The following is a 21,171-nucleotide window of genomic DNA, read 5'->3' on the forward strand; positions in this document are numbered from 1 at the left end:
TGTTGCCCTCCTTTAGGGATGGCTCAAGTCTCGCGCCGGAGCTACGATCAATCCAACGAATGTTTCTGATGGCATGCATCACGGAGATTCATCAATTGTCGGCGTACCCGAGTATCGATACCGATGTCCTGCGCACCTTTGTCGCGATTGCCGATCAAGGCGGTTTTACCCGTGCCGGCGAAATGGTCAACCGCACCCAATCGGCGGTGAGCATGCAGATGAAGCGTCTGGAAGAGGATGTGTTGCAGCGCCAGTTGTTCGAGCGTGACGGGCGCCAGGTGCGCCTGACCGCCGAGGGCCAAGTGTTGCTCGGTTACGCGCGGCGCATCCTGAAATTGCACAGCGAAGTTTTCAACACCCTGCGCGAGCCGCACATGGTCGGCACGGTGCGGATCGGCACGCCGGACGATTACGTGATGCGGTTTCTGCCGGGGATCCTGTCGCGCTTCGCCCAGTTCTATCCGCTGATCCAGATCGAAGTGCATTGCGAGTCGACCAAACAGTTGCTGCAACGCACGGACCTGGATCTGTCGATCGTCACCCGCGAGCCGGGCAACGAGATTGGCCAGTTGCTGCGCAAGGAACGTTTTGTCTGGGCCGAGGCGCAGAATTTCAGCGCCCACGAACAGACGCCGTTGCCGCTGGCGATGTTCAACAGTGATTGTTTCTGTCGCCTGTGGGCCTGCAATGCGCTGGACGCGATGGGCCGCGAATACCGGATTGCCTACAACAGCACCAGCCTGTCGGCGTTGATGGCTGTGGTGAGCGCGGGTCTGGCGATCACCGCGCAGCTGGAAAGCCTGATCACCCCGGACCTGCGCATTCTTGGGGCCGCCGAAAATCTGCCACTGTTGCCCGAGGCCAGCATCATGCTGATCCGCAACCTCAACAATCCCTCGCCGATCACCGAATGCCTGGCCGAGCACATCGTCGAAGGCTTCAAACTTTAAAGGCGAGCATCACCGCGGACAGCACCAGGAACCCGCAGAACAGCCCGCGCAGGAGTTTTTCCGGCATTGCGTGGGCCACTTTCACGCCCCAACTGATGCTGGCCAGCCCGCCAATGGCCAGCGGCAGGCCGATCATCCAGTCCACTTCGTGATGCACCGCGTACGTCACCAGCGTCACGCCGGTGCTCGGCAACGCCAATGCCAGCGACAGCCCCTGAGCGACCACTTGAGTGGTACCGAACAGGCTGGTCAACACCGGCGTCGCCACCACCGCCCCGCCGACGCCGAACAAGCCGCCCATGGCGCCCGACGCCGCGCCGAGCACGCCCAGCCATGGCCACGAATAACGCATCTCGGAAGTCGCTGTCTGACGCGCGCCAAACATGCGCACCAGGTTGTAGGCCGACAACGCTACAAGGAACGCGACAAAGCCGATGCGCATGGTTTGTGCGTCGATGCCCACGGCCCAGATTGAGCCGATCCACGCAAAGCAGAATCCCATCACTGCCAGCGGCAACGCATGGCGGAGTTCGATGCGGTTACGCTGGTGATAACGCCACAGCGCCAGCATCACATTCGGCACCACCATCACCAGCGCCGTGCCTTGGGCGATTTGCTGATCAAGCCCGAACCACACGCCCAGCAGCGGAATGGCAATCAAGCCACCGCCGATGCCGAATATTCCGCCCAAAGTGCCGAGGGCGGCGCCAAATACCAGGTACAGCATAAAATCGATCACAGCGGCATTCCTCATACGTCAGTCAGCGCATCGTACGCAGTCGGTGCTGGCACGGAAACGCATAGCAACGCACAATGGCTTTGCCAAATTCGCATAGGCGCTGAGCTGATCGATGAACCCCAATCAATTGACCGAACAACTTGGACTGTTCCTCGATGTGCTGGAGAGCGGCAGCTTTTCTGCTGCTTCACGGCGACATCCGCTGACGCCCTCGGCCGTCGCCCGGCGCATCGACAGTCTGGAAAGCGCTGTCGGCAGCCAGTTGTTTATCCGCAGTACTCATGCGGTGCGCGCCACGCCCGCCGGTCTTGCGTTTGCCGAACGGGCACGGCGCATCGTGGCGGAGTTGCAACTGGCCCGGGCTGAAGCGGTGTCTCTAAGCAGCGCGCCGGAAGGCTTGATTCGGGTGGATGCGCCGGCGGCATTCGGGCGTCGGCATTTGGCCCCGGTGATTGCCGATTTTCTGGTGCTGTATCCGGGACTCGACGTGCAACTGCATCTGATAGACAGCTTCGTCGACATGGACGGCTCGAACCTGGGCAAGGTCGACCTGGTGCTGCGTGCCGGACAGATGGCCGACACCCGCCTGGTGGCCACGCCATTGGCGAGCATCGTGCGCATTGCCTGCGCCAGCCCCGACTACCTGAAGCGTCGGGGCGTACCGGGCGAGCCCGCGCAATTGAGCGAGCATGACGGCCTCGATTGGGACGGCCTCGCCCCACCTTTCGCCTGGCGTTTCGAGCAGGACGGACAGATGCAATTGCACCGCCCGGCACGGGTGCGCATGAGCGCTAACAACGCCGAGGCTTTAGTCTGCGGCGCACTGGCGGGGCTTGGGATTGCGCATCTGCCGACCTGGCTGGCCAGCGAATACCTGTTGCGTGGCGAGTTGCTGCCGCTGTTCTGTGAAAATGGCCTGCCTACACCGGAAAGCGCCGGCATTTACGCGCTGCGGCTGCAACAGCAGGCCAGCTCCCGCAGCCGCCTGTTGCTGGAATACCTCAAGACCCGGTTCAGCCCAGTGCCGCCGTGGGATCTGGCCCTGCAACGAGAGTTGGGCCGGCACTGACCGATTCGCCACCGGGCACAATTGTCTGGCGCATTAAAGATTCGAGCGCTAGATTCATCGGTATCACCGTTCAAGGCACCGACATGACCAACGACCGCAACACCTCCGATCACTGCGAAGACCTGCTGCTCGATAATCAGGCCTGCTTCGCCCTGCATTCCACTTCGCTGATGATGACCAAGGTCTACAAGCCACTGCTGCAAGCGCTTGGCCTGACCTATCCGCAATACCTGGCGATGATGGTGCTGTGGGAGAAGGATGGTTTGACCGTCGGAGAAATCAGCACGCGCCTGCTGACCGATCCGGGCTCGCTGACCCCGCTGCTCAAGCGTCTGGAGGGTGAAGGTTTGCTGAGCCGTACGCGAAGCCGTGAGGATGAGCGGGTAGTGATCGTTGAACTGACTGCCCAGGGACGCGCCTTGAAAGACAAGGCCCGAACCGTTCCACAATGCATCCTCGGTGCCAGTGGCTTCACGCTGGAGCGTCTGCAAAACCTGCAAGCCGAGTTGCAGGCCTTGCGGGGTCATTTGCAGGACAGCCTCGCTTAAGACCTTCCCTTCCCTACGGGCGCAGCCTTGCGCCTGTAGGCGAATCGCCCCTTCCCGGCTTACCCACGAAAAAAAATTTCCTCTCGCTTACGTTAAAAAAATCTTATATATCAAAAACTTGAGATCACGACTCCACCTGATCCAAGTGCCAATTGCCGATCTTTTCGAAAATTTATCTTGCACGCTAAATATTCGCGCAGTACATTTACTTCGCACCTAGTTAGCGCGCAAACAATTAGCGCAACAAATCACACTTAATGAGGCTCACACCATGCAAACTCTCTACACCGCAATCGCAACTTCCACCGGCGGCCGTGACGGTCGTGCGATCTCCAGCGACAACATCCTCGACGTCAAACTGGCCACCCCGAAAGAACTCGGCGGTGCCGGCGGCGCGGCCACCAACCCTGAGCAACTGTTCGCCGCCGGTTACTCGGCCTGCTTCATCGGCGCGCTGAAATTCGTCGCCAGCCAGACCAAACGCAAAATCCCGGACGACTCGTCGATCACCGCTCACGTCGGCATCGGCCAGATTCCTGGCGGTTTCGGTCTGGACATCGACCTACACATCAGCCTGCCGGGCCTGGAACAGGCTGACGCGCAAAGCCTGGTCGACGCTGCGCACCAGGTCTGCCCGTACTCCAACGCCACTCGCGGCAACGTCGATGTGCGTCTGCACGTCACCGTGTAATCACTGACACTCAGGCCCGTACAGGAAATGAACATGAACACTTTCAGCAAAGTCTTGACCGGTACCCTTCTCGCTCTGTCCATCCACAGCGCATTTGCCGGGGAGGTTGAACACAACACCCAGGCGTTCCTCGATGTGCTGAATGCCGGCACCGGCAAACCGATGGAACAGCTGACACCCAAGGATGCCCGAGCCGTTCTGACCGGCGCACAGTCCGGGGTCAAACTGACGTTGCCCAAGGCGGACGTCAGCGAGAAGACCATCCAGGTCGATGGCCAACCGTTGAGCCTGACCATCGTCCGGCCGGCCGGAGTCAAGGGCGAGCTGCCGGTGTTCATGTTCTTCCACGGCGGTGGCTGGGTGCTGGGGGATTTCCCGACCCACGAACGTCTGGTGCGGGATCTGGTGGTCGGTTCGGGGGCGGCGGCGGTGTTCGTCAACTACACCCCTTCGCCGGAAGCGCATTACCCGGTGGCGATCAACCAGGCTTACGCGGCGACCAAGTGGGTGGCCGAACACGGCAAAGAAATCAACGTCGACGGCAAACGTCTGGCGGTGGCGGGCAACAGTGTTGGCGGCAACATGGCGGCAGTCGTCGCCCTGATGGCCAAAGACAAAGGCACCCCGGCGATCAAATTCCAGGTGCTGCTGTGGCCGGTAACCGATGCCAATTTCGATACGGGTTCGTATAACCAGTATGCCGAGGGGCACTTCCTCACCCGCAACATGATGAAGTGGTTCTGGGACAACTACACCACCGACGCCAACCAGCGTAACGAGATCTACGCCTCGCCGCTGCGGGCCACCACCGCGCAGTTGAAAGGTCTGCCGCCTGCACTGGTACAGACTGCGGGGGCCGACGTACTGCGTGACGAAGGCGAAGCCTACGCCCGTAAACTCGACGAAGCCGGCGTGCCGGTAACCTCGGTACGCTACAACGGCATGATCCACGACTACGGTTTGCTCAACGTGGTCAGCCAGGTGCCGGCGGTGCGTTCGGCGATGCTGCAGGCTTCGGAAGAACTGAAGCAACACCTGAAGAAGTAATTTTCATCAGGTACAAAAAAGCCCGACTCAATGGTCGGGCTTTTTCTTTCCGCAAAAAACAGTGCTTATTTGGCACGGCCTTTGTAGGAACCGCCTTCGCGGGTATCGATCTCGATCATGTCGCCGATTTCGATGAAGTCAGCAACCGACAGCTCGGTACCGTTCTTCAGTTTGGCAGGCTTCATCACCTTGCCGGAAGTGTCACCGCGAGCGGAACCTTCGGTGTAGTCAACCTGACGCACGATGGTGGTCGGCAGCTCTACGGAAACCAGACGGCCTTCGAAGAATACCGCTTCGCAAACGTCGGTCATGCCTTCTTCCACGAATGGCAGAACGCTTTCGATGTCTTCGGCGTTCAGCTCGTACATGGTGTAGTCGGTGGTGTCCATGAACGTGTAGGAGTCACCGCTGATGAAGGACAGGGTCGCTTCTTTACGATCCAGGATCACGTCGTCCAGCTTGTCGTCCGCACCGTAAACGGTTTCGGTCTTGTAACCGGTCAGCAGGTTCTTCAGCTTGGTCTTCATGATCGCGCTGTTACGGCCCGACTTGGTGAATTCAGCTTTCTGAACCAGCCAAGGATCGTTGTCGATACGGATCACGGTACCGGGTTTGAGTTCTTTACCAGTTTTCATTGCGAATATCCGAATTTGGATGGGATTTACAAAAATCTAGGCCGCGTATCATATCCAATTTCGGTAAAACTGTACCAGCGCCGTCGCAAGATCCGCCTGGGAGGCCTGTTCCAGACACCACGCGCGGGCATTTTCCTGCAGTGCAGGCCAGTGTTTTCGGGCCTCGAGCCAGTGATCGCCGATAGGCTGCCCGGCACTCCAGGCACGCCAGAGACCGTTCATCGCCTCGGCAGCTACGGGCGAAAGGCGCTTTGTGTAGAGCGCAAGGAAGGCGTCGAGCTTGTCGAGATGGATGTCTTCGTCCTGCTGATAGATGTGCCACAGCATCGGACGCCCCGCCCATTGCGCCCGGACAAACGAGTCCTCGCCGCGCACCGCATTGAAATCGCAGCACCAGAGCAATTGGTCATATTGATCCTGCCGGACGAACGGCAGCACCTGCACGGTTAGCGACTGGCGAACATGTTTCGACCCGACTGCCAGCGATTCGACTTCGAGCCAGCGCGCGACATCACCGAGAATCCGCCCTTCCGGCACCAGCAGATGAGTGGGCGTCGAGTCAGCGGCGAGTACATCCAGCCAACTGGCGAGTCCGGCATTCTCGTAGGCAAACAGCGAAATCAACTGCGCACCGGGCACAGGAACGATCCCCAGACCGTGCAGGAATTGTCGCTGCGCCTCGGGATCCTGCTGAAACTGCTGGCGCCGCTCCAGCAAACCGCTCTCACGCAACAGGCCACCGGTCCCCGGCTGGAATCCCGGAAAGAAAAAGTACTTCTGCACCGACTTGTACTTCACTGACGGCAGACCGTGGCAACCGACCACCCAGTCTTCGGCACTGAGGTAGTCGAGGTTCATCCACAACGGCGGCTTCTGCCGCGCGGCCATGGCGTCCATGTAGAGACTCGGCAACTGGCAGGCAAACGCGGCGATCACTACGTCGGCGGCGTCCGTTTCCGACCATTCAGCCGGCCAGTGTCGGACTTCGACACCCTGCTGCCTTTGCTGGTCAAGATGGATGTCGATTTCCGGGCAGATGCGCTCGAAGGCGCGCAGGTCATCGACCCACAGTCGCACCGTCATTGCATGTTCACTGACCAGTTGCCGGGCCAGACGCCAGGTCACGCCGATGTCGCCGTAGTTGTCGACGACCGTACAAAAAATGTCCCAGCGGGTTATCGGTTGCGGCATTCAAGGCTCCCGTTGGCAAAAGCGCCGATTGTCCGCATAAATGTCTCCATGCAGAAGAGCCGACGGTAATTAATCTTCGTGCGACAATCGCCACTCGCCCGCATTCATCCGCCAGGAGGCAGCCATGCCCTATCGTCCCAATCCCCGTCGCCCCTTGCCTGTTCAGCTTAGCGCGCTGCAATTGACCGGCAGCATTGCGCTGGGTTTGTGGCTGGGTTTCCTGGCCATTGCGCTGACGTGCTGGCTCGCCTCGTCTCTCTTCAGCCATCAGTTGCAGCCGGTGGCGCAGGCGGTACAACAACTGAGCAAGCCTGCGGTGGCCGCCCAGCCACAGCCAGAACCTGAGCCACAAAACCGCCTGTTCGAGCAGTACGAAGAAAACCTGCGCAAGAACGAACAACAGGCACGCCTGGATCAGGCCCGAGGCAACACACGCAATCTGTCGAATCCCAAATGCCAGTTCTGGCTGCAACAGGATCAGACGGCCCCGAGCGAAAAAAGCCGCGCCAATGTCCTGCAATTCTGCGATTGATCATGAATAAACAGACGGTTCACCAACTGATTCTCGACAGGCTGCGCGTCGACCTCGACATCGCCGAACGCGCGGCGCAAACCGCTTACGAAACTGCGACCCACGAAGAGAACATCGCCGAAAACAAGTACGACACCCTGGGACTTGAGGCTTCGTACCTGGCGGCGGGCCAGGCAAAACGGGTCGAGGAGATTCGTCACTCGCTGGCGCTGTGCCAGAACCTGACGCTGCGTGCATACGACGATCAGCGAGGGATTGAAGTCGGCGCCCTGCTTGGTCTGGAAGACGAAAAAGGTCGCGAGCAATGGCTGTTTCTCGCGCCGGATGCCGCGGGCTTGAAAGTCGACGTGGTGGGTCAGCCGATTACCGTCATCACCCCGCGCTCGCCGCTGGGCAAAAGCCTGCTGGGCAAGTTCGAGGGTGACGAGGTGGAGATTCTGGTGGCAGGCACCCGGCAACAGTTTGCTGTCACCGAGGTGCTGTAGACAGGCGCTTGGTGACAGGGGCTTAGTGGACCGGCAGTTCGACGCCTTCGAACAGCTCTTCCAGTTCCTGCTTGTTGTGGCACTGAATGGCCTTGGCCATGACATCGCGAGTCAGGTGCGGCGCGAATTTTTCAATGAAGTCGCACATGAAGCCGCGCAGGAAAGTGCCACGACGGAAACCGATCTTGGTCACGCTGGACTCGAACAGCTCGCTGGCATCGAGCACCACCAGATCGTTATCGAGTTTGGTGTCGACTGCCATTTTCGCCACGATGCCCACACCCAGCCCCAGGCGCACATAGGTTTTGATGACGTCGGCGTCGGCAGCGGTGAACACCACTTTCGGCGTCAGGCCGCGATGGCTGAAGGCTTCGTCGAGTTTCGAACGGCCGGTGAAACCGAACACGTAAGTCACGATCGGGTATTCGGCCAGCGCTTCGAGGGTCAGCTTCGGCAGCTTGGTCAGCGGGTGGCCCTGAGGCACGACCACGCAACGGTTCCAGCGGTAGCACGGCATCATCACCAGATCGCCGAACAGCTCCAGCGCTTCAGTGGCGATGGCGAAATCGACGGTGCCGTCAGCGGCCATTTCGGCGATCTGCATCGGCGAACCCTGGTGCATGTGCAGCGCCACGTCCGGGTATTGCTTGATGAAGTTGCTGATCACCGGCGGCAGTGCATAACGCGCCTGGGTGTGAGTGGTGGCGATCGACAGGGTGCCCTTCTTCTCGTTGGAGAATTCCTGAGCGATCTGCTTGATGCTTTCGACCTTGCGCAGAATCTCACCGGCAGTGGTGATGATGCGCTCGCCGGCCGGGGTGACGCGGGTCAGGTGCTTGCCGCTGCGGGCGAATACTTCGACGCCCAGTTCGTCTTCCAGCAGACGGATTTGTTTACTGATGCCCGGTTGCGAGGTATAGAGGCTTTGGGCTGTAGCGGAAACGTTGAGGTCGTGGTGCGCCACTTCCCAGATGTAGCGCAATTGTTGAAGCTTCATATGAATCCCTCAAAGCAGGTAGACGCCACGGGCATCAGCGACGATATATAACTATATTAATGGTTTGAATAATAAATCTAGAACTTTTTTATCAAAGGGCCATTATTCCTGCTTCAGCGATCCTCCCGACGCCGACGCTCCACCAACGGCACCAGATAAACCGGCACCTTGGACAATTGCAGCAGCCGTGCTGCCGTTCGCCCCAGGGGTGTCTCCGCCCCGACCCCATGGCTGTGACTCCCTACGATCAGCAAATCGACAGAGAGTTTCTGCACCTGATCGAGAATCACCTGTGACGGATCGCCCTGCAGCACCCGTACTGCGCGTATCCGCTGCAGGTCCTGCTCGCCCTCGTCCCCCAGCTCTTCACGAAAGCTGTCGAGCACCCGTTGCTCGATATTGGCGATAACGGTTTTCAGACCCTGACTGTGGAATTCGTTCAATGCCTGTTCGTCGAGATAGCTCTGCAACACCGATTCGGCAAACAGCCCCATGGGCTCCACCGCGTGCACCACGTACAGATCGGCATTGAACGTTCGTGCCATTGCCAAGGCATGCTGCATCACTAACGGTGCGTACAGACCGAGGTCAGTGGCATACAGCATCGAACGAATCATATGACCTCCTCGCGTGCCAACATGGCGGAGATTTGATTCAGCTTAGCAGTGCCTTCGCGAGTACGACGTGCGACGCAACGTCTTGAACCACGTGCGCTCTAGACCGCCGGTTCGTTGCTGATGCCGTGAGGTACGTGACCGGTTGCCACGACTTCCCGGGCCAACTCGCAGTGGCCGGCCTGATCGTCGAAAAACACGTCGGCGGCGAAGGCTTCGAGGAACGCCGATTTGTTCAAGCCACCGAGAAACAGCGATTCGTCCAGACGAATGTCCCACTCACGCAAGGTGCGAATCACCCGCTCGTGGGCCGGAGCCGAACGCGCAGTGACCAGTGCCGTACGGATCGGGCATTCCTCATCGGAGAATTCGCGCTGCAACAGATTGAGTGCCGCGAGGAAGCCCTTGAACGGACCGCCGCGCAACGGTTCGCGCGCGGATTCACGCTCCTTGGCCTGGAAGGCTTCGAGGCCACCGGATTGATAAACCCGTTCCGACTCGTCGGAAAACAGCACCGCGTCCCCGTCGAAGGCGATGCGCAATTCATCGCTGGCCGCACGGCTGGCGCCGCCGGACAGAATGGTCGCCGCCGCAAAACCGGCATCCAGTGCGGCGCGCACGTCTTCGGCATGGGTGGAGAGAAACAGGTCGCAACCGAAAGCCTTCAGGTACGGATAAGGACTGCGCCCGCCGACAAACGCAGCACGGGAAATCGCCAGGCCGTAATGACCAATGGAATTGAAAACGCGCAGGCCGGTGTCAGCACTGTTGCGCGACACCAGAATCACCTCGACCCGGGCGCGGCCGAGGCGACTGTTGAGGTTGAGCAGTTTTTCCACCAGCGGAAAGGCATCGCCCGGCGCGAGAATTTCGTCTTCGTGATCGATCTGATATTGCCGGTAGGCTTCCACGCCACTCGACTCATACACCTTGTGACTTTCGCTCAGGTCGAACAGGGCACGGGACGAAATCGCCAGCACCAGTTTGTCATCGATATTCTTGGCCATGCCTTTCCCCCCGTGCGACCGGTTTATACGTTGCGCCGATCGATAAAGCTCAATGTGCGATACAACGACTCGATACGCGGCAACTCGCAGCCTGCCGCTTTTGCCGCCGCCAAAGGACGAGCGTAGATCGCCTCCAGTTCCAGTGGTCGCTTGTGCAAAAAGTCGTGGTACATGCTCGGCCAATAGTCGGGCATTTTCTCGGTCATCATGAACAGGTATTCGGCGTAACCGGGCGGCATGTCGTGGCCGCAGGCCCTGGCGCCCTGCACCACTTCAGCCATCAGCGCCTGAATCAATGCGCGGCTGTCAGTGTCGGCCATCAATGGCGTGGTGCCGGCACCGAGCAACACCGAAAGCCCGTTGTAGGGAATGTTCCACACCAGCTTCTGCCAGCGCGCCTGATGCAGGTTCGGCATCGCCTGGGAGTCGAGACCGGCGGCCCGAAACAGGCCGGCGCCCTCCTCGACGATCGCCATGCGCGCCGCTTCATCCGGTGCCGGGCCGCTGTGATAACCGACGTTCACCGCCCCCAGCGCCTGGTGAGTGACCTGCCCCGGCCCTTCACGGTGGACGCAGATCAGGCACAAGCCGCCCAGCAAATGCAGGGAATCGGGCAGCAATGCACGCAAGCTGTCTTCGACATCGAGGCCGTTTTGCAACAACAGCACTTTCGCGTCGGGTTTCGCCGCCTGAATGATCGACGGTGCCAGCCCGGCATTGCTGGTGGTCTTGGCGCCGACCAGCAGCCAGTCGCAGGGCGGCATGTCTTCTGCCGACGAATAGGCCTGCACCGGGTTCAGCGTCAATGCGCCATGCACGGCACTGTCCACTTGCAAGCCGCGCTCGGCGACTGTTGAAAATTCACTGCGCAATAGAAAGTGCACATCGAATCCGGCCCGAGCCAGCATCACTCCGTAAAACCCTCCGATGGCGCCGGTGCCAATGATCCCCACCACCGGTTTGTTGACTGCTCCCATCACGGCAACTCCTCTGCAATTCGACCCAGCGCCTGCGCCACGGCTGCGTTCAGCTCATCGACATTCAGGCGCGTGTGCACTGCCCCAAAAAACTCGCCGTCGCGCACCACAAACAGCGCCGGCAAATGAAAGACCTGATAACGCTCGACCAGTCCGCCGTTGTCACCGGCATCGATCCAGCACACGCGATCGACGGTCAAGTCGAACCCCGGCAACACTTCGCGGGCATAGCGACAACTGGCGCAGCCGACACTGGTGAAGATCACCAGCGAAACGCCGTCCATCGCCAGCAGCCGTTGGTCGGCGTCGAAATCGGTCAGCTGCGATTCGACCACTATACTGGGGGAAACAATGTCAAATGGCCGACACAGGGAGTCTGTGCTCATGGGACGGTTTATTCCTCATCCGGATGATGTGCCCGTTGAATTGACCTTGCTCACACCGGAGTGTATTTCGCGTCAACGGCTGCACACTATCAGCCTCGGCGGCATCGCTTGCAATTACCACCGTGCCTGGCGCCATGGCACCGCCTTGCAGGTACGCATGCCGACCCTCAACGCCGACATCTGTTATCCGGGCTACGTGGCCTGGTGCCTGCGACGTAAAAAAGGCTATCTGGTGGGCATCGCCTTCACCGACGAACAGACGCTGTTCAGTGCGCGAATGGGTGAACAGGTGTGTCAGATCGAACGCTATTGCCGACTCAACGATGCCCACGACGATCTCCAGGATATTCAGGCCCTGGCCCTGCAATGGGTCGAACAACACGCCGACGAGTTCTCTCACGACACCGTTCGCAAAGCTTTTGCGCATCCAGTGCTGGACTGAACAGTTACTTGCCCATTGTCTAGCAGGCGCCTAACGCGATAAGGTTCGGCTCCCCGACGCGCTTAAATCCGCTGTGCTCCGCCGCGCGGGGATCGCTGGCGGCCGGCACCCGTGACCTGACGAGTAAACGATGGCTGATTTACCGATCAACGACCTGAACGTCGCTTCCAACGAGACCCTGATCACTCCTGATCAGCTCAAGCGTGATATCCCTCTGAGCGACGCTGCCCTGCGCACCGTCACCAAGGGTCGCGAAGTCATCCGCAACATTCTCGATGGCACTGACCATCGTCTGTTCGTGGTTATCGGCCCCTGCTCGATCCACGACATCAAGGCTGCCCACGAATATGCCGATCGCCTGAAAGTGCTGGCGGCAGAAGTGTCGGACACCCTGTATCTGGTCATGCGCGTTTACTTCGAGAAGCCACGGACCACCGTCGGCTGGAAAGGCCTGATCAACGACCCATACCTGGATGACTCGTTCAAGATCCAGGACGGTCTGCACATCGGTCGCCAGTTGTTGCTGGACCTGGCCGAGAAAGGCCTGCCGACTGCCACTGAAGCCCTCGACCCGATCTCCCCGCAGTATCTGCAGGACCTGATCAGTTGGTCGGCCATCGGCGCACGGACCACCGAATCCCAGACCCACCGCGAAATGGCTTCCGGCCTGTCCTCGGCGGTCGGTTTCAAGAACGGCACCGACGGCGGCCTGACTGTGGCAATCAACGCCTTGCAGTCGGTTTCCAGCCCGCACCGTTTCCTGGGCATCAACCAGGAAGGTGGCGTGTCGATCGTCACCACCAAGGGCAACGCCTACGGTCACGTGGTGCTGCGCGGTGGTAACGGCAAGCCGAACTACGATTCGGTGAGCGTCGCCCTGTGCGAGCAGGCGCTGAACAAGGCGAAGATCAAGCCGAACATCATGGTCGATTGCAGCCACGCCAACTCCAACAAGGATCCGGCCCTGCAACCGCTGGTGATGGAGAACGTTGCCAACCAGATCCTTGAAGGCAACCAGTCGATCATCGGCCTGATGGTCGAGAGTCATCTGAACTGGGGCTGCCAGGCGATCCCGAAAGACCTCGCCGACCTGCAATACGGCGTGTCGATCACCGATGCGTGCATCGACTGGTCCGCTACCGAAAACACCTTGCGCAGCATGCACGCCAAGCTCAAGGATGTCCTGCCGAAACGTCAGCGCGGCTGACAGCCGTTTCGCAGGCATAAAAAAACGCCGGGCATTGCCCGGCGTTTTTGTGTGTGCGGTGAGGTCAGTCAGATCTTGGCGGTGCGCCGCTGATGACGCTCCATATAACGCTCCACGTAGGAGCACGAAGGAATGACCGTGTAACCCATTTCATCGGCGTACTGCAACGCCCGCTCGGTGAGGGCAGCCGCGATGCCTCGGCCACGCAAGGCGTTGGGCACGAAGGTGCGGTAGATATCCAGGGTCTGTTTCCCCAGATCCATATAGGTCAGGTAGGCACGATGACCGTCCACATTGGTCTCGAACTGATGACCAGCCTGGTCATGGTGGATGGACAACGCCTCGCTCATCACTACTCCTCGCGGGTCTCGAATTCTGACCCCTACCTTACCGATGTTTTCCCGGCGAAGGAACATCTACGCCACCCTGTGCCTGATGGACACCGAGAAGAACTGCACCGATCTCGCGCAACCCGAGCACGTATCAAATAGTAGGCACCATTGGCGAAAATGCTCAAGGTACGCTCGTCTTTACTCAGATCGACGGGGCAATTTCAGTGGACTCAGGTCCGGTTCGGGAGACGATCTTCCCGAGCCGAAAGGCTGAACATCGCCGGATGTTGAGACTTAAGACGAGCCCCCTGTTTTAAAGTCACCTCAACATGGACAAAGATATGCGAGGCGCTGCGCAAATTCGCAACAGAAGTGTGGACGAATCCATATAGACAGACTTTAGCCACTACCTGCAAAACAGCGAAGGGCAACGGGAACTTTTTCTCATTAACTCACTCATCTCGCGGCTTACAGGTGGATATTTTTTATACAGCCCAGTTAAAAGTTGCTCGAAAAAGAATCAACGCCTACAATTTTTTTGCTTCTTGCCTCACGTCAGTTTACTTACTACAAGTAATGGGTAGTATGTACGCCGGCTATTTCCTCAATCGGAGGAGACAGCCACTTAATTGAAAGTCCTTGAAGGGGAACACGATGAACAACGTTCTGAAATTCTCTGCTCTGGCTCTGGCCGCAGTTCTGGCTACCGGTTGCAGCAGCGCATCGAAAGAAACCGAAGCACGTCTGACCGCTACTGAAGACGCAGCTGCTCGCGCCCAGGCTCGTGCAGACGAAGCTTACCGTAAAGCTGATGAAGCTCTGGCTGCTGCTCAAAAAGCACAACAGACTGCTGACGAAGCTAACGAGCGTGCTCTGCGCATGCTGGAAAAAGCTAGCCGCAAGTAATAGTCCTTCGGGATTGTTATCAAGCCGACCCGTTTTTCGGGTCGGCTTTTTTGTGCCTGCGGTTTTCGGCAGGCAACAAAAAACCCGCCGCTGCGCAAGCCTCGGCGGGTTTCATCTTTCAGCTTATTGCTGCAGGTCGATCGGTGCGCTGGAGACCATTGGCGCCGAGGTGTTCGGTGTGCCGATTTCGGTTGGCAGGCCATCTTCGGCCGCCACCACATCACGTACCACATCCCAGTTCATGCGCAGGTTGTTGGTGATGTCTTCGCGCTTGAGCATCGCGTTGATCACGGCGGTGTGCTTGTCGACCACCGACGGGTTGCCCTTGTCGTCGATCGGCGTGTGCGCTTCCAGATAGATCTTGCCGCCACTGCGACCGAACTTGTAAGCGTCGTTGAGGATTCGTACCGAAGTACCCACCGGCACCATGCTGGCCATTTCCAGCACGTTGTTGTTGAACATGCGGAAACAGCCATGGCTGGTACGCATGCCGATACCGAACTTCTTGTTCGAGCCGTGGATCAGGTAGCCCGGCGTGCCCAGAGTGAACTTGAACGGACCCAGTGGATTGTCCGGACCCGCCGGCACCACGTTCGGCAGCGGATCACCATCAGCGGCGTGTTCCGCCTTGATCGAGGCCGGTGGCGTCCAGGTCGGATTCGGTGTCTTGGCAGTGATCGTGGTGTGGGCGATCGGCGAGCCCCAGCCTTCACGACCGATACCCAGCGGGAAGGTGTACACCACGTTCCGGCCTTTCGGGTAGTAGTAGAGGCGGTATTCGGCGAGGTTGATCACAATGCCTTCACGCGGGCCCGGTGGCAGGATGAAGCGGGTCGGAAGAACGATTTCGGTGCCGGCGCCCGGCAGCCAGGCATCGACGCCCGGGTTGGCCGCGACCATTTCCGAATAGCCAAGATCGTAGGTGGTGCCCAGATCGGCAAAGGTGTCTTCGTACTTGGCCTTGATCACCTGCACCTGGCCGATGATGTCTTCACCAGGCGGTGGCAGGGGAAACTCCAGTGCGGCAACGGGACCGGCCACGCACAGGGCGGCAAGAGACAGGCAGCGGGTGACGGCAGGAAAACGCGGCAACATCCGGAGAATCCTTCGCAAGATCGACAAGGGTAATAAGAACGCGATTGTACACCGCGCCCAGAGAATTCGGGGAGATGCGCCGATGGGCTGGCATCACTCTTCACGATTGAAGCTGGCGCTAGCTCCGACTGCATTCGGAGATGGCTGAGCTTAAAGCTCGAAACGCAACTCGGGCCAGATCGGCGAGGTGCCGCGCTTCTGCGATTCGAGGATCGCCCGGCACAGCGAGCACAGGCGCTGATCCTGAAACACCCGGCGATCCACGCTCGACCAGCGCGGTTGCGCCGGCAGCAGACTGCCGCACAGGGTCCGGTCTGCCGAGCCGCCGAGCTCCAGTTGACGGGTCACCAGATGCACCCGCACTTCCTGGCAGGCGAACAGATCCAGCTGTTCGTCAGGCTCGATCAGTTGGTAGGCAAACAGGGACCAGGCAGGACGCGGCATCGGGGGCTCCAAATAAGGGGGCGCCACATTAGCCGAAAGCCTGCCGCTAGAAAAGCCTCATAGCAGCGGTTTTAGCGTCGGCCAGACATTTTCCAGCAACTTGCCCTGAGCCCCGGCTGCCGGGTGCAGACCGTCGGCCTGCATCAGGTCCGGATGCCCGCCCACGCCGTCGAGGAAAAATGGCACCAGCGGGATTTTTTTCTCCTCGGCGAGTTTGCCGTAAACCTCGGCAAAGGCATCGGTGTAGCGCTTGCCGTAGTTGGGCGGCAATTGCATGCCAAGCAACAGCACCTTGGCACCGCTCTGCCGGGAGCTGTCGATCATCGAAGCAAGATTTTGTTGCAATTGCGTGGGCGGCATTCCGCGCAGGCCATCGTTGCCGCCCAATTCGAGGATCACCAGTTCCGGTTTGTGCTCTGCAAGCAGCGCAGGCAGCCGCGCCTGGCCTCCAGAACTGGTGTCGCCACTGATGGACGCATTGACCACTTTGTCGTCAAACCCTTCGGTCTTGAGCCGCTGTTCGAGCAACGACACCCACCCCAGCCGGGTATCCAGTCCGAAACCGGCGCTGATACTATCGCCAACGATCAGGACTGTACCCGCCGCTGCGTTCTGGGCCATGCACATCAGGGCCAGGCCAGCACTCAAAAACCACACACGCATCGGATTCTCCATGGGCGCAAGCATTCTCACCGCGAAGAACCTTAGCAAAGTGGTTCCCAGCGCGGAAGGTGAACTGACCATCCTGCACGAACTCAGCCTGGAACTGAACAAGGGCGATAGCCTGGCCATCGTCGGCGCGTCCGGTTCCGGTAAATCCACCCTGCTGGGTCTGCTTGCCGGCCTCGACCTGCCGAGCAGCGGCGAAGTGACTCTCGCCGGGCAAGGCCTGAGCAATCTCGACGAAGACCAGCGCGCGCGCATTCGTGCCGAGCATGTGGGTTTCGTCTTTCAGTCGTTCCAGTTGCTCGACAGCCTCAACGCGCTGGAAAACGTCATGCTGCCGCTGGAGCTCGACGGCCGCAAAGACGCCAGAAGCCGCGCCACCGAACTGCTGCAACGGGTCGGCCTCGGCCAGCGCCTGACTCACTCGCCGCGCCAACTCTCCGGGGGTGAGCAGCAACGCGTTGCAATTGCCCGGGCCTTCGCCGCCGAGCCGGACGTGCTGTTCGCCGACGAACCCACCGGCAACCTCGACAGTCACACCGGCGAGCGCATCAGTGACTTGCTGTTCGAATTGAACAAGGAACGCGGCACCACCCTGGTGCTGGTGACCCACGACGAACGCCTGGCCCATCGGTGCCGGCGCCTGATCCGTCTTGAAGCCGGCCTGTTGGTCGCCCCTCTGGAGCCTTGATGGCACGTCTGCCGCTGTTGCGTCTGTTCAGTCTCGCCCTGCGCCAACTGATGCGCGATGCCCGCGCCGGTGAACTGCGGGTGCTGTTTTTCGCCTTGGTCGTGGCGGTGGCGGCGAGTACCGCGATCGGTTATTTCGGCGCCCGCCTCAACGGCGCAATGATGCTGCGCGCCACCGAGTTTCTCGGCGCCGACCTGTCGCTCGAAGGCAGCTCGCCAGCCCGACCGGAGCAGATCCGGAGCGGCACCGAGCTGCGGCTGGACCATGCGCAGGTGGTGGAGTTTTCCAGCGTCATCGCTACGGACAACGGCATTCAGCTCTCCAGCATCAAAGCTGTCGACCGCGCCTATCCGCTGCGCGGCGAGCTGAAAAGCGCCCCCGCCCCTTACGCGACGGAAGAAGCCGGAGGCGAGCCGCAGCCCGGTGAAGCCTGGGTCGAAGCACGCCTGCTGACGGCGCTGGACCTGAAAATCGGCGACAGTATCGACGTCGGCATGAAGACATTGAAACTGACGCGAGTGCTGACCTACGAGCCCGATCGCGCGGGCAACTTCTACAGCCTCACACCACGCGTAATGATCAACCTTGACGACCTCGCCGCGACCGGCGTGGTGCAACCCGGCAGCCGGGTGAGCTATCGCGAACTCTGGCGCGGTGAGCCGCAAGCGCTGGAAACCTATCGTCAACTGATCAAACCGGGCCTCGCCGCCAACCAGCGGATTCAGGATGCCCGCGACGGCAACCGACAGATCGGCGGCGCACTGGGCAAGGCCGAACGTTATCTGAACATGGCCAGTCTGGTCGCCGTGCTTCTGGCGGGGGTGGCGGTGGCGTTGTCGGCCAACCGCTTTGCCAGTCGACGTTTCGATGCCAGCGCCCTGCTGCGTTGCCTGGGCTTGTCGCGCCGGGAAACCCTGGTGCTGTTCAGTCTGCAACTGACAGTGCTCGGCCTGCTCGCCAGCCTCAGCGGCGCCCTGCTCGGCTGGCTCGCACAATTGGGATTGTTCGCGCTTTTGCATGATCTGCTGCCGACCGACGTACCGCCGGGTGGCTTGCTGCCGGCGCTCGCCGGAATCGGCACCGGACTGGTCGCCCTGGCAGGTTTCGCCCTGCCACCGCTCGCCGCACTGGGCCGCGTGCCGCCATTGCGGGTATTGCGCCGGGACATGCTGCCGATTCCGTCGAGTACCTGGATGGTCTATGGCGCGGCACTCGGCGCGCTTGGGCTGATCATGTGGCGCCTGAGTCTGGACCTGCTGCTGACATTCGCCCTGCTTGGCGGTGGCGTGGTGGCCGCGCTGGTGCTCGGCGGCTTGCTGCTGTTGCTGCTGCAGAGTCTGCGTCGCCTGCTCGCACGCGCGTCCCTGCCGTGGCGGCTTGGTCTGGGTCAGTTGTTGCGCCATCCTTTGGCGGCGGCTGGCCAGTCATTGGCCTTCGGGCTGATTCTGTTGTCCATGGCTTTGATTGCACTGCTGCGCGGCGAACTGCTCGACACTTGGCAAAACCAGTTGCCGAAAAACGCACCCAACTACTTCGCTCTGAACATCCTGCCGGCGGACAAACAGGCCTTCACCGATCACCTGATCAATGTCTCGGCCCAGGCCGCGCCGTTGTATCCGGTGGTGCCGGGACGGCTGATCAGCATCAATGGCGAGGCGGTGCAGCAGATCGTCAGCAAGGATTCGGCCGGCGACCGTGCCATCCAGCGCGACCTGAGCCTGACCTGGGCGGCCGACCTGCCGGCGGGCAATAAAATCACCGCCGGCTCGTGGTGGACCGGTCAACCTTCGGATGACGTTCCGGGCGTTTCGGTCGAAGGCAAAGTGGCCGAAAGCCTGAAACTCAAACTGGGCGATCACATGGTGTTCAGCGTCGGCGGGGTCAATCGCGAGGCGAAGGTCACCAGTCTGCGGGAGATCAACTGGGACAACTTCCAGCCGAACTTCTTCATGATCTTCCAGCCCGGCACCTTGAAGGATCTGCCGGCGACTTACCTGACCAGCTTCTATCTGGCGCCCGGCCACGATCAGCAGATTGTCGAGTTGTCGCGAGCGTTTCCGGCGGTGACCATCCTGCAGGTCGAAGCCTTGCTCGAACAGCTGCGCAGCATCCTCGCCCAAGTCACCCTGGCGGTGGAGTATGTGCTGTTGTTTGTGTTGGCGGCGGGGATGGCGGTGCTGTTTTCAGGGTTGCAGGCAACGCTGGATGAACGCATTCGCCAGGGGGCGCTTTTGCGTGCGCTGGGTGCCGAGCGGCAGTTGTTGATCAAGGCGCGACGGATCGAGTTCGGCTTGCTCGGCGCGGTCAGCGGATTGCTCGCGGCCATCGGTTCGGAAGTGGTGAGCCTGGTGCTGTATCGCTTCGCCTTCGATCTGCCTTGGCATCCCCATCCGTGGTTGCTGCTGTTGCCGTTGATCGGCGCGGCGCTGATTGGTGGCGCCGGGGTGTTCGGCACACGGCGTGCGCTCAACGCCAGCCCGCTGACAGTGTTGCGTGAGGGTTGATAGACTCCAGCCGTCTCCCTCAAAAGAACTTGCCATGAGCCGTTATCGCCCTCCCCGCACCGCTGGCACCGCGCTGATCACCCCTGAGGGTGAAGCGCGGATGCGGGCCGAATTCCATGAGCTGTGGCATGTGCGCCGTCCGCAAGTGACGCAATCGGTCAGCGAGGCAGCGGCTCAGGGTGATCGTTCGGAAAATGCCGAGTACACCTACGGCAAGAAAATGCTGCGCGAGATCGACAGTCGCGTGCGTTTTCTCACCAAACGCCTTGAAGCGCTCAAAGTGGTCAGCGAAAAACCGAGTGATCCGAACAAGGTCTATTTCGGCGCCTGGGTGACCATCGAAGACGAGGACGGCAAACAGTCGCGCTATCGCATCGTCGGCCCGGACGAACTGGACCTGAAACTCGGCCTGATCAGCATCGACTCACCACTGGCCCGCGCCCTCATCGGCAAGGCGCTGGATGCGGAAGTGCGGGTACAGACGCCGACCGGCGAACAGTTCGTCTACATCGTGGCGATCGAATATCCCTGACGCTCAGCGCCGGGTAATCAGGCCCTGGCGTGCGACGCGGGTCAGTTGGCGAATCATTTCCGGCGCTTCTTCAAGACTCGGAGCCTGAATGACGGCCAGATCGAAGCTGTCATCGGCAAAACGCGCCAGCGACTCACCGTCTTCGACAAACTGGATCAGAAATGCGGCAGGACCGCCGCTGCGACGTGGCCAGCCATCGAGATAACGCAACAGCGTCGGCTGATGTTTGCCGCCAAGCAGGATTTTCGGATTGCGCTGGGTGATGTGTGCCGTGATCGGCGCGGGACGTGCTGGAGGGCGTAGTGCATTCATCGTGTCGTGTCTCTGCCTCAAAAGTCTGCATGGCAGGTGAGAGGCAACACCGAACCAGCGCTTTAGCGGTATTTCGAAGCCCTGTTCCGGCTTCTGACGGCAACTGAAGAATAGTCACCTGGCGCCCCGCAAGTAGCTGTTTAAATCGGCGCATGAGCGGCATCCTAGAGAA

General features: G+C 60.2%; 26 protein-coding genes. 13 read left to right on the top strand and 13 right to left on the bottom strand.

What is annotated here, in order from left to right; all coding sequences use genetic code 11:
- Positions 1-95: 95 nt before the first annotated feature.
- Positions 96-950, top strand: a complete 855-nt coding sequence (locus I5961_RS19810) for a LysR substrate-binding domain-containing protein (RefSeq protein ID WP_170929765.1) — start codon at positions 96-98, stop codon at positions 948-950.
- On the opposite strand, the gene I5961_RS19815 is transcribed toward I5961_RS19810, so the two are convergent.
- Positions 940-1,689, bottom strand: a complete 750-nt coding sequence (locus I5961_RS19815) for a sulfite exporter TauE/SafE family protein (RefSeq protein ID WP_227233147.1) — start codon at positions 1,687-1,689, stop codon at positions 940-942. The two genes, I5961_RS19810 and I5961_RS19815, sit on opposite strands and share 11 nt — an antisense overlap.
- A gap of 112 nt (positions 1,690-1,801) precedes the next feature.
- On the opposite strand from I5961_RS19815, the gene I5961_RS19820 reads away from it, so the two are divergent.
- From I5961_RS19820 to I5961_RS19835, 4 genes are all read left to right on the top strand, one after another.
- A complete protein-coding gene (locus I5961_RS19820; protein ID WP_227233148.1) occupies positions 1,802-2,758 on the top strand; it encodes a LysR family transcriptional regulator in 957 nt (318 codons plus the stop codon).
- Positions 2,759-2,841: 83 nt separating this feature from the next.
- Positions 2,842-3,306 carry a MarR family winged helix-turn-helix transcriptional regulator gene (locus I5961_RS19825; RefSeq protein ID WP_085700031.1) on the top strand — a complete coding sequence of 155 codons (465 nt, stop codon included), beginning with the start codon at positions 2,842-2,844 and terminating at the stop codon, positions 3,304-3,306.
- A 271-nt stretch (positions 3,307-3,577) separates the two neighbouring features.
- On the top strand, positions 3,578-3,997 hold the full coding sequence (locus I5961_RS19830; RefSeq protein WP_085700029.1) for an organic hydroperoxide resistance protein: 420 nt from the start codon (positions 3,578-3,580) through the stop codon (positions 3,995-3,997).
- A 33-nt stretch (positions 3,998-4,030) separates the two neighbouring features.
- Entirely contained in the window at positions 4,031-5,044 is a 1,014-nt protein-coding gene (locus tag I5961_RS19835; RefSeq protein WP_085607156.1) for an alpha/beta hydrolase, read from the top strand.
- Between the two features lie 65 nt (positions 5,045-5,109).
- Here I5961_RS19835 and I5961_RS19840 read toward each other — a convergent pair whose 3' ends face one another.
- The gene (locus I5961_RS19840) at positions 5,110-5,679 is read right to left on the bottom strand and encodes an elongation factor P (RefSeq protein WP_007955690.1); all 570 of its coding nucleotides are present in this window, start codon (positions 5,677-5,679) and stop codon (positions 5,110-5,112) included.
- 48 nt (positions 5,680-5,727) lie between these two features.
- Entirely contained in the window at positions 5,728-6,870 is a 1,143-nt protein-coding gene (gene earP, locus I5961_RS19845) for an elongation factor P maturation arginine rhamnosyltransferase EarP (protein ID WP_227233150.1), read from the bottom strand.
- A gap of 124 nt (positions 6,871-6,994) precedes the next feature.
- On the opposite strand from earP, the gene I5961_RS19850 reads away from it, so the two are divergent.
- Both I5961_RS19850 and I5961_RS19855 read left to right on the top strand, forming a co-directional pair.
- A complete protein-coding gene (locus tag I5961_RS19850; RefSeq protein ID WP_227233151.1) occupies positions 6,995-7,402 on the top strand; it encodes a hypothetical protein in 408 nt (135 codons plus the stop codon).
- 2 nt (positions 7,403-7,404) lie between these two features.
- Positions 7,405-7,887 carry a GreA/GreB family elongation factor gene (locus I5961_RS19855; protein ID WP_085704410.1) on the top strand — a complete coding sequence of 161 codons (483 nt, stop codon included), beginning with the start codon at positions 7,405-7,407 and terminating at the stop codon, positions 7,885-7,887.
- Positions 7,888-7,909: 22 nt separating this feature from the next.
- Here I5961_RS19855 and cysB read toward each other — a convergent pair whose 3' ends face one another.
- From cysB to I5961_RS19880, 5 genes are all read right to left on the bottom strand, one after another.
- Positions 7,910-8,884, bottom strand: coding sequence for an HTH-type transcriptional regulator CysB (gene cysB / locus I5961_RS19860; protein WP_085700020.1), 975 nt, complete (start codon positions 8,882-8,884; stop codon positions 7,910-7,912).
- 113 nt (positions 8,885-8,997) lie between these two features.
- The gene (locus I5961_RS19865) at positions 8,998-9,501 is read right to left on the bottom strand and encodes a universal stress protein (protein WP_007955683.1); all 504 of its coding nucleotides are present in this window, start codon (positions 9,499-9,501) and stop codon (positions 8,998-9,000) included.
- Positions 9,502-9,599: 98 nt separating this feature from the next.
- Positions 9,600-10,505, bottom strand: coding sequence for a 5'-nucleotidase (locus I5961_RS19870; protein ID WP_085700018.1), 906 nt, complete (start codon positions 10,503-10,505; stop codon positions 9,600-9,602).
- Positions 10,506-10,528: 23 nt separating this feature from the next.
- Positions 10,529-11,485, bottom strand: coding sequence for a putative 2-dehydropantoate 2-reductase (locus tag I5961_RS19875; protein WP_227233152.1), 957 nt, complete (start codon positions 11,483-11,485; stop codon positions 10,529-10,531).
- A complete protein-coding gene (locus tag I5961_RS19880; RefSeq protein WP_085700014.1) occupies positions 11,482-11,868 on the bottom strand; it encodes a thioredoxin family protein in 387 nt (128 codons plus the stop codon). The genes I5961_RS19875 and I5961_RS19880 overlap by 4 nt, the downstream gene beginning before the upstream one ends.
- Here I5961_RS19880 and I5961_RS19885 point away from each other — a divergent pair.
- Complete coding sequence (locus I5961_RS19885; RefSeq protein WP_227233154.1) at positions 11,867-12,310, top strand: PilZ domain-containing protein; 444 nt, start codon at positions 11,867-11,869, stop codon at positions 12,308-12,310. The two genes, I5961_RS19880 and I5961_RS19885, sit on opposite strands and share 2 nt — an antisense overlap.
- Before the next feature lie 130 nt (positions 12,311-12,440).
- Positions 12,441-13,517, top strand: a complete 1,077-nt coding sequence (locus I5961_RS19890; RefSeq protein WP_011335309.1) for a 3-deoxy-7-phosphoheptulonate synthase — start codon at positions 12,441-12,443, stop codon at positions 13,515-13,517.
- 68 nt (positions 13,518-13,585) lie between these two features.
- On the opposite strand, the gene I5961_RS19895 is transcribed toward I5961_RS19890, so the two are convergent.
- Positions 13,586-13,867 (bottom strand): GNAT family N-acetyltransferase, encoded by a 282-nt coding sequence (locus tag I5961_RS19895; protein ID WP_007955658.1) that lies wholly within the window; start codon positions 13,865-13,867, stop codon positions 13,586-13,588.
- A 636-nt stretch (positions 13,868-14,503) separates the two neighbouring features.
- Here I5961_RS19895 and oprI point away from each other — a divergent pair.
- A complete protein-coding gene (oprI, locus tag I5961_RS19900) occupies positions 14,504-14,755 on the top strand; it encodes an outer membrane lipoprotei OprI (protein ID WP_011335311.1) in 252 nt (83 codons plus the stop codon).
- A 123-nt stretch (positions 14,756-14,878) separates the two neighbouring features.
- Here oprI and I5961_RS19905 read toward each other — a convergent pair whose 3' ends face one another.
- The 3 genes from I5961_RS19905 to I5961_RS19915 all read right to left on the bottom strand — a co-directional run bounded on the left by I5961_RS19905 (position 14,879) and on the right by I5961_RS19915 (position 16,957).
- Complete coding sequence (locus I5961_RS19905) at positions 14,879-15,850, bottom strand: L,D-transpeptidase family protein (RefSeq protein ID WP_064383316.1); 972 nt, start codon at positions 15,848-15,850, stop codon at positions 14,879-14,881.
- A 150-nt stretch (positions 15,851-16,000) separates the two neighbouring features.
- Positions 16,001-16,294 (bottom strand): hypothetical protein, encoded by a 294-nt coding sequence (locus I5961_RS19910; protein WP_003226812.1) that lies wholly within the window; start codon positions 16,292-16,294, stop codon positions 16,001-16,003.
- 57 nt (positions 16,295-16,351) lie between these two features.
- Positions 16,352-16,957, bottom strand: coding sequence for an arylesterase (locus tag I5961_RS19915; RefSeq protein WP_085704408.1), 606 nt, complete (start codon positions 16,955-16,957; stop codon positions 16,352-16,354).
- Positions 16,958-16,967: 10 nt separating this feature from the next.
- On the opposite strand from I5961_RS19915, the gene I5961_RS19920 reads away from it, so the two are divergent.
- Genes I5961_RS19920 through greB form a run of 3 tightly spaced genes read left to right on the top strand, consistent with a single transcriptional unit; the run spans position 16,968 to position 20,687 of the window.
- Complete coding sequence (locus I5961_RS19920; protein WP_007955651.1) at positions 16,968-17,651, top strand: ABC transporter ATP-binding protein; 684 nt, start codon at positions 16,968-16,970, stop codon at positions 17,649-17,651.
- A complete protein-coding gene (locus I5961_RS19925) occupies positions 17,651-20,155 on the top strand; it encodes an ABC transporter permease (RefSeq protein WP_085704406.1) in 2,505 nt (834 codons plus the stop codon). The genes I5961_RS19920 and I5961_RS19925 overlap by 1 nt, the downstream gene beginning before the upstream one ends.
- Before the next feature lie 34 nt (positions 20,156-20,189).
- A complete protein-coding gene (greB, locus tag I5961_RS19930; RefSeq protein ID WP_039770483.1) occupies positions 20,190-20,687 on the top strand; it encodes a transcription elongation factor GreB in 498 nt (165 codons plus the stop codon).
- Between the two features lie 3 nt (positions 20,688-20,690).
- Here the strand turns inward: greB and I5961_RS19935 are convergent, their stop codons facing one another.
- Positions 20,691-20,999, bottom strand: coding sequence for a hypothetical protein (locus tag I5961_RS19935; RefSeq protein WP_085607170.1), 309 nt, complete (start codon positions 20,997-20,999; stop codon positions 20,691-20,693).
- Positions 21,000-21,171 lie beyond the last annotated feature (172 nt).

The organism is Pseudomonas sp. IAC-BECa141 (genome assembly GCF_020544405.1).
GTDB lineage: Bacteria > Pseudomonadota > Gammaproteobacteria > Pseudomonadales > Pseudomonadaceae > Aquipseudomonas.